Raw genomic sequence first — 12,240 nt, forward strand, 5'->3', positions numbered from 1 at the left:
ACGTGGCAGAGAATGGGGATGGACGGGACAGCATGAAGAAACTCTCCTTTGGGGCGATACTGGTTTTTGTGGTGAAGCGCTGGCTGGGCCAGCCTGCCATGCTGGCATGGACGCTGGGCGGTGTGGCCTTGGCCACGGTAGCTGATATATGCACTCCTCTTCTGGCTGGTCGCCTGGTGGGTGATATTTCCACAACGACATCTGCCTCATCGGCTGCTGGTGGCCGGGAGGCTTTGCTGCATGATGCCCTGCTCATGGTCAGCGGGCTGCTGGTTCTGGGGCTGGTGGGCGTCATGGGCCGGCGGTCTTCCTATCTGGGGATCAGCAAACTCAGCCTTGCTGTCATGCGCCGGGTGCTGGATGATGCTTTCGCCCGGGTGCAGCGTTTCTCGTCAGACTGGCACGCCAACAATTTTGCGGGCTCTACCGTGCGGCGGATCACCCGGGGAATCTGGGCCATTGATACGCTGGATGACACGCTTCTCCTGCTCATTACGCCAGAGGTTCTGGTCCTGCTGGGGACGACCCTGGTCCTGCTGGTGCGGGCGCCCCTCATGGGGCTGGTGCTGGCCGTGATGGTCGGGCTGTTTGCCTGCATGTCCATCTGGCTGGCTCTGCGTTATGTGGCGCCAACAGCCCGGATATCCAACGCCTGTGATTCCAGGATGGGGGCCGTGCTGGGGGATGCCATTACCTGCAATGCGGTGGTGAAGAGTTTCGGGGCGGAGGAACGGGAGGAGCGGCAGCTCCATGCCGTAGCCCGCACGTGGGCGGACAAGACCTATTACAGCTGGTATCGGGGGACGAACAGCGCCAACTTTCAGGCGTCCTATACGCTGCTGATGCGTGTGGTGATGATTGGTCTGGCTGTGCTGCTCTGGTGGCGTGGTATGGCCGGGCCGGGTGATGTGGCCTATGTGCTGACGATGATGTTCCTCATCCAGGGTTATCTGCGGGATCTGGGGCAGCAGGTGAGCCAGGTTCAGCGGTCGGTCAATGAGATGGAAGAACTCGTCGGGCTGTTCTCGAGCGAACCGGCCATCCGGGATATCCCCGGTGCCATTCCGTTGGAGGTGACGGCGGGGGAGATTGTCCTTCTGGATGTGAGTTTCCGGTATCCATCCCAGGAAAAGCCGATCTATCAGGGGCTGTCGCTGAGGATCGCACCGGGGAGCCGTGTGGCCCTGGTCGGGGCGTCCGGGTCGGGCAAGACGACGCTGACACGGTTGTTGCAGCGTCTGTATGATGTGGATGGTGGCAATATTCTGATTGATGGGCAGGATATTGCTTACGTCACCCAGCAGAGCCTGCGGCGCCAGATTGCGCTTGTCCCGCAGGAACCCATGCTGTTCCATCGAACATTGGCTGAGAACATTGCCTATGGTCGGCCTGATGCCACCCGGGAGGAGATCGAGCAGGCGGCACGGCTTGCCAATGCTGATGGATTCATTACCCGTCTTGCCGAAGGGTATGAGACGCTGGTTGGTGAACGTGGCGTGAAGCTCTCCGGGGGAGAGCGCCAGCGCGTGGCGATTGCCCGGGCTTTTCTGGTTGATGCGCCGATTGTGATTTTTGATGAAGCCACGGCAAGCCTCGATTCTGAATCAGAAATGCTGGTGCAGGAGGCCATGACCCGCCTGATGGAAACACGCACCGTACTGGTTGTGGCGCACCGTCTGGCCACCGTGCGTGACCTGGACAGGATTCTGGTATTTCATCAGGGGCAGATCGTTGAGGATGGCACGCACGAGAGTCTGATGGCTCTGAAGGGCGGGGCCTATCGGCGGCTCGTGTCGCTGCAATCGCTTGATGCAGCCAGCCCGTAACGGGCTGGCTGATGCTGGATGGTCGTCTCCTGCCCTGCGGAAGGGTCAGATGTAATGTTCATCCAGTGGTGGAAAGCCATTGAACCCGGTCGAGCAGTAAGTGGACACATAGGCACCAGTGGCGAGGATGTTGATCCTGTCTCCTGCCTTGAGCTCTTCTGGCAGGGGAACGGGATTTTTCTCGTATAGCACGTCCATGCTGTCGCATGTCGGCCCGGCCAGGATGCAGGGTGAGCGGCTGCTCGTGGTGTCGTCATGGGGTGTCTGGAAGACATAGCGGATGGATTCGCCTTCTGTTTCCGCCAGACCACCAAAGCGGCCGATATCCAGATAGACCCAGCGGGGAGTGTTGTCCTCACCGCCCCGCCTGCTGGCCAGCACGACCTCGGTATGCACGATTCCCGCACTGCCAACCATGTAGCGGCCCGGCTCCAGCAGAATGCGGGGGGCCCCTTGTGGGAAATGCGCTGCCATGGCCTCCGTTATGGTCGTGCCGAACTGGTCGATGCTGGGGATGGGGCTGTTGTAATAGGTTGGAAAGCCCCCGCCCATATTGATGAAGTCCAGCGTGATGCCCTGCTTCTGGAGGCGGTGGCAGATTTCGGCAGCCTGAGCAATGGCGTCGGCATAGGCTGTCGTGCTGGTCTGTTGGCTACCGACATGGAAAGACAGACCAGCTGGTTTCAGGCCCAGCTCACGGGCTTTTTGCAACAGGGTAAAAGCGCTTTCCGGCGTCGTGCCAAACTTGCGGGAGAGCGGCCACTGCGCCCCGGTATTGAGAACTCCCAGCCGACAGAAAACCTCACAGCCGGGGGCGTGTTCTGCCAGTTTTTCCAGCTCCTCCATGCAGTCGAATGCATAGAGTGTCAGGCCTTTCTGATGGGCATAGGCAATGGAGCGCACTGTCTTGACGGTGTGGCCGAAAGAAAGTTTCTGCGCCGGAATGCCTGCTTGCAGGCAGATGTCGATCTCTCCGGGGGATGCGATGTCGAAGAACGAGCCGAGGGCATGCAGCTCCTTCAGGATCGCTGGTGCCGGATTGGCCTTTACGGCGTAATGGATCCGGGCGGAGGGAAGGGCATCGTGCAGGGCGTGGTACTGCGTGCGTACGCAGTCCAGGTCCACGACAAGGCAAGGGGTGGCGGGTTTTTGTTCGGTGAGAAAACGGGCGATTCTGGGAGTCATGATACTCACGTCCCCTATAAATTCTCCCCGGTCGGGGGAGATGTTGCGAAACGGTCGAACGGACCGGCGGGATTCCGCCTGCCCCCTGCAGGCAAGGGGATACGGGGCCAGAGCGCTTGACGTCGTTGCGTAACCTCATGAGGGCCAGTGGCACGTGCGTTGCTGCGTGGAGTGCGTGACAATGCCCAGATTTTTTTTCAATGCAAGGGGAAACTGAAGGGTGGCTTCCGGGTATGGTTCTCATCACAAAAAAGTGATGTCAAGCCAGCCATTCAGCAGGAGGGGACGGGAAGGGAGCGCTCTGTTCAGGAAGGATTTTTATTAAAATTCAGTGTGTTGTTGAGTGGGGTCAGTCATGGCCGGTAGATGCCATGTCGATAGGGTGACTTTCAGTTAAGAAAACTGTTCTGGTAACAGTGTAACGTCTGCGTGGACTGGTTTGATGTGTTTTCTGCTAATGGAGGACATGATGACGGTAGGTCATGACGATAAGAAAAAACGCCCCTTTCTTGTGCGGGTTGGCAAGGCGCTGCGCCCCTTGTTCAATGCCCTGATTGCCAGAGGGTCACTGGTCCCCAATACACCTCTGCTGGACAATGGCCTGTTTCCCTGGGCGGTGGCCCTGGAGAAGGCTGCCCCGCTGATGCAGAAAGAGTTTCAGGCCATCATGGCTGAGCGTGAGAAAATTCCGCCCCTGCGTGACCTTTCGCCCGATCACGAGCGCATTGCGCCGGACAGCCGCTGGAAGTCATTTTTTCTGTACGGCTACGGCATTCCTGTTCCAGAGAATTGTGCCAAGGCCCCTGTTACGGCCCAGCTTGTGGCCGGGATTCCGGGTCTCTGTTCCGCCCTGTTCTCTGTTCTGGAGCCCGGTGGGGAAATTCCACCCCATAAAGGGGTTACCAAAGGGATGCTGAATGCACATCAGGGCTTGGGGGTTCCACGAGATCGTGATAATTGCTGGATCAAGGTCGCAGATCACACGCTGCACTGGGATGATGGCAGGCTGTTCATCTTTGATGATACCTACCGGCATACGGTGCAGAACAACACCGATGAGGTGCGTGGCATACTGTTCATTCAGTTTGAGCGGCCTACCCGTGGTCTGGGATGGTTGATGCAGCGTATTTTCCTTGGAGGGGTGAAAAAATCCGCCTTTGTCAGGGATGCCCAGAACAATATCGAACGCTGGAACCGTATTCAGGCTGAACTGGAGAAAGTGTGATGATGGAGCCGTGATCTTGCTGTCACGGCCTCGCAGGGAGAGGAAAAGCGCACCCCGTGCCCGACAAGATCGAGATGCCATTGGAGCCTCCGCCACCACCAAAAGGCCTCTGGGCCACGTTCAGGCAGGTCCTGAGCAACAGCGGGGACAGCCAGACGTCCCTCAGTGCGGCGGGATGCGCCTTCTTTGCAACCCTGTCGCTGTTTCCCGCCCTGACGGCGCTGATCTCTGTCTATGGGCTGGCTTTTGACGTACAGACGGCAGAAGAGCAGCTGCGTGTCGTCAGGCACATGCTCCCTCCTGCCGCCTATGAGATGATCTTCGACAGGATCCATGCGCTGGTGACTCAGCCTCAGTCCTCACTGACCCTGGGGCTGGTTTTTTCCCTGCTGGTGGCTCTCTGGTCCGTCACGGCCAGCAGCAAGTCCATCCTGTCTGCCCTGAATATCGTCTATCATGCCAGGGAAACTCGTGGTTTCCTGCATTTTCAGGTTCTGGCCTTCGGCACAACTCTTCTGGCCGTGATAGGGGCCTGCCTGACGTTGGCGCTCATGGTGGCGGCTCCGGCCATCGTGGATTATCTGCCACGCTATCTGAGTTATGTGGGGGTGACGATAGATAGCCTGCCGCCATCGCTCCATTTTCTGGTGGAGCAGGGCACGCCCGTTCTCGTTCACTGGCTGGCCCCTTCCATCATGCTCTGTTTCGTCTTCATGGCGCTGATCGTGCTGTATCGTATCGCCCCGTGCCGGGAGCGCATGACATCATGGCGCTGGATCCTGCCCGGTGCGTTTCTGGCGACCCTGCTCTGGGTTGGCGTGTCCATTGGTTTTTCGTGGTACGTCTCGCACTTTGCCAGTTATGGCACGACGTATGGGCCACTGGGTGCCGTGGCGGCTGTCATGATGTGGCTTTTTGTCAGTGCGTATGTCGTGCTGTTTGGCGCCGTGCTGAATGCCGAGCTGGAGGAGCGGGGCTACCGGCGGATCGTCCGCAAGGAAATGGGAATCCCCGTCAGGCCAGCGGATCACTGAGGAGCTGCCGGTTACCGGAGCGGGCTGTCCTGTGCGATTTTTTCGGCCTGACGGGCCTGGTCCTGAAGAATCTCGTGCATGTCGGTAGGGTGGCGGAAACGGGAGCGGCGGCGGGGAAGGACCGTTATGGTGATGTGGCTGACACCGTGATTCATGATTCCCAGGCTGGCCGCAGCCCCCTGTGAGAGGTCGATGATGCGGTCGTTGTCGGCTGGCCCGCGGTCATTGACCCTCACGATGACAGATCGGCCCGTGACGGATGAATGGACCAGCAGTTTCGTTCCCAGAGGGAGGGACGGATGGGCGGCCGTCAGCGCATCGGGGCTGAAGCGTTCGCCGCTGGCAGTCCGTTTTCCGATCAGCTTTTTGCCGCCATACCAGCTGGCCAGCCCGCTTTGCGTGGGAGGGAGTGCAGCTTCTTCCGTCTTCTCCACGTCTGATGACATCCCGGCCGCCAGAGCGGATGGGCTGGAGGCGACATGCCCCAGACATGCAAGAATGATCAGACACGGCAGGGTAGAGGTTGTGAAGGGGAACCGCCTGTTCCGCCCATGAGGGACGACAGCTTCCATGGAAGCAGGAAAAGGTGTGTTTGCCTTCATGTTACCCACGGATATTGTTGATGGTCATCCCGAGTGTGTCACAACTTGAACAGATGGGCCAGCGTGGGCGTCCAGATGATTGTAAACTATTGGATAACATATGAAGATTGCGGTGCCAGACTGTAAAAGAAGTGGCTTTACCTGATGAAGATGAAGGTGCTATCAGCCGTTCGGATGAAGCGACCTCTTATTGTTGTCCTGAACGGACCGAACCTGAATATGCTGGGGCTGCGGCAGCCTGGGATTTACGGCGAAGCCACACTGGATGATGTGGAGCAGCTGTGCCTTCAGGCTGCGGAGCGGCTCGATGTGACGATCGACTTCCGCCAGACCAATGGCGAGGGGGAGCTTGTGTCATGGGTGCAGGAATGCCGGGGCCGTGCAAGCGGTATTGTCATAAATCCTGCGGCCTATGGGCACACATCGATTGCTTTGCTTGATGCGCTGCTGGCTGTTGAGCTGCCAGTGATTGAGGTGCATATGTCTAACATTCATCGCCGGGAAGCATTTCGTCATCACACGTATGTTTCACAGGCAGCCCGTGGAGTCATCTGCGGGCTGGGGATACGCGGGTATGCCCATGCTCTCCAGGCGGTGGCAGATATGATTGAGGATGAAGGATGAGCCGTATGCTCGTGGACAAGGAGGCCATTCGGGCACTGGCCGATATCCTGACGGATACAGGCCTGACCGAGATTGAAGTTTCCGAAGGCGACAGCCGCCTTCGTGTTGCCCGGAATGTGACCGTACAGGCTGCGGCTGCTCCCGTGGCCGCTGCTCCTGCTGCGGCTCCCGCCCCCGTGGCGGAAGAGGCCGTGGCCCCGGCAGACCCGTCATCCCATCCTGGCGCTGTTCCCAGCCCGATGGTGGGCGTGGCCTATCTGACACCGGACCCCTCCTCCCCTCCGTTCGTGCAGGAAGGAGGCCAGGTCGCTGCCGGGCAGACCATCATGCTCATCGAGGCGATGAAGACCTTCAACCAGATCAAGGCACCGCGTGCAGGCAAGCTGGTCCGCTACTGCGTGGCATCTGGCGATCCGGTTGAATTCGGGGCAACATTGGCGATCATCGAGTGATGTTTTCCAAGATCCTGATAGCCAATCGTGGCGAGATTGCCCTGCGGGTGCTGCGCGCCTGCCGGGAGATGGGCATCAAGACGGTGGCGGTGCATTCCACGGCAGATGCTGACGCCATGCATGTGCGTCTGGCCGATGAGGCTGTCTGCATCGGGCCGCCAAGCTCCCGTGATTCTTACCTGAATGTGGCGGCTATTCTTTCTGCCGCCACCATCACCGGAGCAGAGGCCATCCATCCGGGCTATGGCTTCCTTTCCGAAAATGCGGAATTCGCCGAAACGGTGGAGGAGCACGGCATCGCCTTCATTGGCCCGACAGCCGAGCACATCCGCATGATGGGTGACAAGATCACCGCCAAAACGACCATGGAGGCCCTCGGCGTGCCGCTGGTGCCCGGGTCGGACGGGGCCCTGCGGAGCCTGGACGAGGCCCGGGAAGTTGCGGCCCGTGTCGGGTATCCGGTGCTTATCAAGGCCGCTGCCGGTGGTGGTGGTCGTGGCATGAAGGTAGCCCAGACAGCTGATGAGCTGGAGGAAGCCTGGAGCGTGGCCCGGACGGAAGCCCGTGCCGCTTTTGGCAATGACGAGGTCTATCTGGAGAAATATCTCGACAAGCCCCGTCATATCGAGCTTCAGATCATGGGTGACACGCACGGCAATGTCGTGCATTTCGGGGAGCGTGACTGCTCCCTCCAGCGTCGCCATCAGAAGCTGCTGGAGGAAGCCGGTTCCCCCGTCATCACGCCAGAGCAGCGCAACGAGATTGGCAAAACTGTTACGGATGCCCTGTCACGCATGGGGTATCGCAATGCCGGTACGCTCGAGTTCCTGTATCAGGACGGGCAGTTCTGCTTCATTGAGATGAATACCCGCCTTCAGGTGGAACATCCGGTGACGGAAATGGTCTGCGATGTGGACCTCGTGCGGGAGCAGATCCGTGTGGCCGCTGGTGAAAAGCTGAGCTACCGGCAGGAAGACATCGTGATGAACGGCCATGCCATCGAGTGCCGCATCAACGCCGAGGACCCGGAAACCTTTGCGCCCAACCCGGGGACGGTCAAGGTGTTCCATGCTCCCGGTGGTCTTGGTGTCCGTATGGACAGTGCGCTCTTTGCCGGTTACAGGGTGCCTCCCTATTACGACAGCATGATTGCCAAGCTGATCGTTCATGCTCCCACCCGTGCGCTGGCCATCAGCCGCATGCAGCGGGCCCTGACGGAGTGTGTTGTGGAGGGGGTGAAGACGGTCATTCCTTTGCATCAGAAAATTCTGGCAGACCCGGAGTTCCAGAAGGGTGAATATACCATTCACTGGCTGGAGAATTTCGTGGCGAAACTTCAGGCGGACAAAGCCTGAAGATTTCTGCTTCGGCCTGTCCGTTCAGAAAGCCGTTCCCGTAGCAGGGAGCGGCTTTTTTTATGGTCAGCCCCGTGCTTCTTTCAGGCTGGCTCCAGCGATGAGGGGGCAGCCCGGCAGGGCCAGAAGGAAAAGGGCCGCCAGAAGGCTCAGATTGGCCGTACAGGCTGTTCCTGTCGGGGTGGTGCAGGCCAGTGTGCCGAAGATGAGACCAGGAGTCATCAGCGGCAGTGTCAGCACGGGGAGCAGAAGGCTGTTGCGGCGTGCTCCCAGTGTTATGGCCGCTGTCATGCCCCCTGTGAGAGAGAGGGTCAGGCTGCCCAGAGTAAGGCTGAGCATGAGCACCGTCAGGTTATGGGCTGGCAGCTGGAAGAACAGGGCCAGCAGAGGGGTGGCCAGCAGGATGGGCAGTCCACCTGTCACCCAGTGGGCGAACATTTTCCCCAGCGCAATGAAGGCAGGGTGCAGGGTGATCTGGAGCATGTCCAGTGATCCGTCTTCCGCATCTTCATCATAGAGGCGCTCCAGCGGCAGGAGTGAGGCCAGCAGGGTACAGACCCACAGAATGGCCGGGCCGGTCTGCTGGAGCAGGGCGGGGGTGGGGCCGAGGGCAAGAGGAAAAAGTGTGCTGCAGACTGTCAGGAACAGCAGCCCCCCTACGGTTTCGGCACCGTTCAGGCGGGCCAGATGCAGCTCCCGGCGCAGATGCAGGAGCAATGGATGAAGGGTCTTTTTCGAGGCTGGCTCCTCATGCACTGGCGGGGTTTGCATGGTCAGGTCTGGCGTGATGGATGGTGCCACCATGCCGGGTGTGAGGTGCTGGCTGCCCGGTAGGGATAGTGGCGCATGGGAGGCAATGGCCACGGCCCCCCCACGGGCACGATGCTCTGCCAGCAGGGTCTCCAGCAGGGCAAGGCTGGCAGCATCCAGACCATTGGCAGGCTCATCCAGCAGCCACAGCCGGGCATCGGGAAGGAGCAGCAGGCGGCTCAGGGCTACACGACGTTTCTGCCCCAGCGAGAGCAGGCGGACAGGGCAGTCCAGAAGATGGGCCAGCGCCAGACGCTTCAGGGCAGCATGGATGGTTTCTGTCCCATGAGGCATGAAGAGACAGAGATTCTGCTCGACCGTCAGGGTGGATTTCAGGGCGTCAGCAGGGCCAAGCCAGGCAATGTCGGCCCGGCGGGTCACTGTGCCTCCAGCAGGGGGACACAGCCCTGCCATCAGCCGCAGAAGTGATGACTTGCCCGTACCATTTGGCCCGGTAAGGAGTAGGGCATCACCGGTAGCGAGGTTCAGGGAGAGATCAGGGACCAGACAGCGTCCTGCCCGCTCCAGCCGGACATGATCCAGCCGGAGAAGGGATTGTGGTGGAGAGGCAGGCGGGCATGAGGTGCTGGAGGCCATGGTGATGTTTCATGTGGAGCTGGAAGGGGCCTGGGGAAGGTCCGGGAGAAAAATATGCCCTTCCGGGTGGAAAATACAGAAAAGGATGTTTTGCTTGAAGGGTGGTTATGGTTAAGAAAGCGCATGGTGAATGACTACAGGATGGTTGTCCATGTTGTAGCGTGCAGGAGGATGTTCGGAACTGACTGACTGGGTGCTGAAGGCGACCGGTATCGCCAAGTCTTTCGCCGGGAATGAAATTCTGCGGGGAATTTCTCTGGAAGTGGAACGTGGGGAGCTGATTTCCATCATCGGGCCGTCCGGCTGTGGAAAATCAACGTTCCTCCGCTGTCTCAATTTTCTGGAACATCCCGATGCCGGAGAGGTGCGGGTTGAGGATGTGACCGTGGCCAGTACGGGCTCATGGCGCCGTGCGGACGAGGTTCAGGCCCACCGTCTGCGCAGCCATGTGGGCATGGTCTTCCAGTCCTTCAACCTGTTTCCACATCGCACGGTGCTGGAGAACGTCATGCTGGCCCCCATGCAGGTCAAACGCATGAGTGAGACGCAGGCGAAGAATGTTGCCTGCGAACTGCTGGAGAAGGTTGGCCTTGCCGCCGTGAAGAACCGTTACCCGGACCGTCTGTCCGGCGGGCAGCAGCAGCGTGCGGCCATTGCCCGGGCTCTGGCGATGAAGCCTTCCGTCATGCTGTATGATGAGCCGACATCCGCTCTGGACCCGGAACTTTCCGAAGAGGTGCTGTCTGTCATGAGGGCGCTGGATGCAGAAGGCATGACCCAGCTCGTCGTGACGCACGACATGCGTTTCGCCCGGGCGGCCTCGGACCGTGTGCTGTTCATGGAAGCTGGACAGATTGTGGAAAGTGGCGACCCCGATGTGATGTTCGCCAACCCGCGTGAGGCAGGAACCCGGCGTTTCCTGCGGACACTCCTTTGATGAATGGGGGCACGGTGATGAAGCGTGTGATGTTTGCGCTGGCTCTGGCCCTGTTCGGGCTGTGGGGTATGGCAGGTCTGTCCGCTCCTGCCTGGGCTGAAGGCGGTACTCCAGCAGTAGCTTCCCTGCGGGTTCCCGGTGCTACGGATGACAGGGACCTTCCCTGGGCGTCGGACGGAGAGGCCAACGTGCCTTACGTCTTTCACGATCCAGCCCATGAAGGGCGGATGACAGGTTTTGAATATGACCTGATGCAGACCATCAGCGCCCGGATGGGACGGCATGGGCGTTTCGTACAGAATGGCTGGGACGGGCTGATCCCCGGCCTCTCACGGGACCTGTATGCCCTGGTCATTGATGGTATCGAGATGACGCCGGAGCATAAGGCTGCCGTGCTTTTTTCCCGGCCCTATTATGTGACGGTGGATCGGATTGTCCTGCGGAATGATGAAAAAGGGCTGGACACGCTTGATGCCCTGAAAGGCCATGTGGTCGGGACCATCAAGAGCACGGCTGCCGAGCGTCTTCTGCTGGATCACGATCCGGCCAATGTGCGCTCTTATGATGAAGAGACAAATCTATTTTCTGACCTGAAGAACGGACGTCTTGATGCCATTCTGATTGATGAGCCTATTGCCCTTTATTACCGGTCGGATGATCTGAAGCTCGTTGGGCCGCCGATCGGTCGTGTGGCTTATGGAATTGCCTTTCCCAAGAACAATCCTGGCCTGCGTGATGCTGTGGATTCCGTTCTGGGTGATCTCATGAGCGATGGCACCCTGCATCAGATTCTGGCCCGCTGGAATCTCTGGACGCCGCAGATGGCCGATTACACGGGGGATCAGACTCTCTCAACAGTCCAGCCAACGGCCTGGGTGGATTACCGCCAGACGATGGAGCGGATGTCCGGCAGCAGTGTGCAGGCCATGGTCCACCGTTATGTCAGTTTTCTGCCTCTGATAGGCAGCGGGGCGTTGATGACGCTGGGCGTGTCGGCTCTGGCGATGGTGCTTGCCGTGGCGATGGGGCTGGTGCTGGCTCTGGCCCGGGCTTACGGGGTGGCACCGTTACGCTGGCTGGCCGGGCTGTATGTGGAGATTGTGCGGGGCACGCCGTTACTGATACAGGTGCTGTTCATTTTCTATGGACTGCCTGCTTTTGGTCTGCGTCTGTCGCCTTTTGCGGCGGGCGTGCTGTCGCTGGGGCTGAATTATGCGGCCTATGAGGCGGAAAATTACCGGGCGGGGCTGCTTTCTGTTCCCCGTGGACAGATGGAAGCGGCCATCGCCCTGAACATGACCCACATGCAGGCCCTCCGGCTCGTGATCGTTCCGCAGGCCTTCCGCACGGTCGTACCCGTCATGACGAACGATTTCATTGCCCTGCTCAAGGACAGTTCCCTCGTTTCCGTCATCACGCTGACAGAGCTGAGCCAGACCTATATCCGTCTCTCGTCAACCTATTATGACTATATCGGCACGGGGCTCATGGTCGGTCTGGCCTATCTTCTGGTTGGCCTGCCTTTTGTGCGCCTCGCCCGCATGGCGGAGAAGCGCATGGGGCGCGTCGTCGCCAAGGGGCATCACTGAAGGC

Annotated in this window: 11 protein-coding genes and 1 pseudogene; 8 read left to right on the forward strand and 4 right to left on the reverse strand. The window is 59.6% G+C overall.

Annotation, left to right across the window (positions count from 1 at the left end; all coding sequences use genetic code 11):
• The first annotated feature begins 32 nt into the window (after positions 1-32).
• The gene (locus CPA54_RS00515; protein ID WP_249085673.1) at positions 33-1,826 is read left to right on the forward strand and encodes an ABC transporter ATP-binding protein; all 1,794 of its coding nucleotides are present in this window, start codon (positions 33-35) and stop codon (positions 1,824-1,826) included.
• Between the two features lie 45 nt (positions 1,827-1,871).
• Here CPA54_RS00515 and CPA54_RS00520 read toward each other — a convergent pair whose 3' ends face one another.
• Positions 1,872-3,011 (reverse strand): type III PLP-dependent enzyme, encoded by a 1,140-nt coding sequence (locus CPA54_RS00520; RefSeq protein WP_043561002.1) that lies wholly within the window; start codon positions 3,009-3,011, stop codon positions 1,872-1,874.
• A 466-nt stretch (positions 3,012-3,477) separates the two neighbouring features.
• Here CPA54_RS00520 and CPA54_RS00525 point away from each other — a divergent pair, with 466 nt between their 5' ends.
• A complete protein-coding gene (locus CPA54_RS00525) occupies positions 3,478-4,236 on the forward strand; it encodes an aspartyl/asparaginyl beta-hydroxylase domain-containing protein (protein ID WP_227656466.1) in 759 nt (252 codons plus the stop codon).
• Positions 4,237-4,292: 56 nt separating this feature from the next.
• Positions 4,293-5,270 (forward strand): YihY/virulence factor BrkB family protein, encoded by a 978-nt coding sequence (locus CPA54_RS00530; protein ID WP_227449777.1) that lies wholly within the window; start codon positions 4,293-4,295, stop codon positions 5,268-5,270.
• An 11-nt stretch (positions 5,271-5,281) separates the two neighbouring features.
• Here the strand turns inward: CPA54_RS00530 and CPA54_RS00535 are convergent, their stop codons facing one another.
• Complete coding sequence (locus CPA54_RS00535; RefSeq protein WP_086431804.1) at positions 5,282-5,872, reverse strand: septal ring lytic transglycosylase RlpA family protein; 591 nt, start codon at positions 5,870-5,872, stop codon at positions 5,282-5,284.
• A 174-nt stretch (positions 5,873-6,046) separates the two neighbouring features.
• Between CPA54_RS00535 and aroQ the strand changes: the two genes are divergently transcribed.
• Genes aroQ through accC form a run of 3 tightly spaced genes read left to right on the forward strand, consistent with a single transcriptional unit; the run spans position 6,047 to position 8,303 of the window.
• On the forward strand, positions 6,047-6,496 hold the full coding sequence (aroQ, locus tag CPA54_RS00540; protein WP_249085358.1) for a type II 3-dehydroquinate dehydratase: 450 nt from the start codon (positions 6,047-6,049) through the stop codon (positions 6,494-6,496).
• Entirely contained in the window at positions 6,493-6,948 is a 456-nt protein-coding gene (locus tag CPA54_RS00545) for an acetyl-CoA carboxylase biotin carboxyl carrier protein subunit (protein WP_043560999.1), read from the forward strand. The genes aroQ and CPA54_RS00545 overlap by 4 nt, the downstream gene beginning before the upstream one ends.
• Complete coding sequence (gene accC, locus CPA54_RS00550; protein WP_043560997.1) at positions 6,948-8,303, forward strand: acetyl-CoA carboxylase biotin carboxylase subunit; 1,356 nt, start codon at positions 6,948-6,950, stop codon at positions 8,301-8,303. Before CPA54_RS00545 ends, accC begins: the two co-directional genes overlap by 1 nt.
• 66 nt (positions 8,304-8,369) lie before the next feature.
• On the opposite strand, the gene ccmB is transcribed toward accC, so the two are convergent.
• Together ccmB and ccmA are read right to left on the reverse strand one after the other, a co-directional pair.
• Positions 8,370-9,074, reverse strand: a complete 705-nt coding sequence (gene ccmB / locus CPA54_RS00555) for a heme exporter protein CcmB (protein ID WP_081847766.1) — start codon at positions 9,072-9,074, stop codon at positions 8,370-8,372.
• Between the two features lie 54 nt (positions 9,075-9,128).
• Positions 9,129-9,710: pseudogene (ccmA, locus tag CPA54_RS00560) on the reverse strand (heme ABC exporter ATP-binding protein CcmA); the annotation flags it as partial.
• A gap of 193 nt (positions 9,711-9,903) precedes the next feature.
• Between ccmA and CPA54_RS00565 the strand changes: the two are divergent.
• Entirely contained in the window at positions 9,904-10,647 is a 744-nt protein-coding gene (locus CPA54_RS00565; protein ID WP_249085359.1) for an amino acid ABC transporter ATP-binding protein, read from the forward strand.
• A 68-nt stretch (positions 10,648-10,715) separates the two neighbouring features.
• Positions 10,716-12,236, forward strand: a complete 1,521-nt coding sequence (locus tag CPA54_RS00570; protein ID WP_052349215.1) for an ABC transporter substrate-binding protein/permease — start codon at positions 10,716-10,718, stop codon at positions 12,234-12,236.
• The last annotated feature ends 4 nt before the right edge of the window (positions 12,237-12,240 follow it).

The sequence above is a fragment of the Parasaccharibacter sp. TMW2.1890 genome (assembly GCF_023337645.1).
Taxonomy (GTDB): Bacteria; Pseudomonadota; Alphaproteobacteria; order Acetobacterales; family Acetobacteraceae; genus Bombella; species Bombella apis.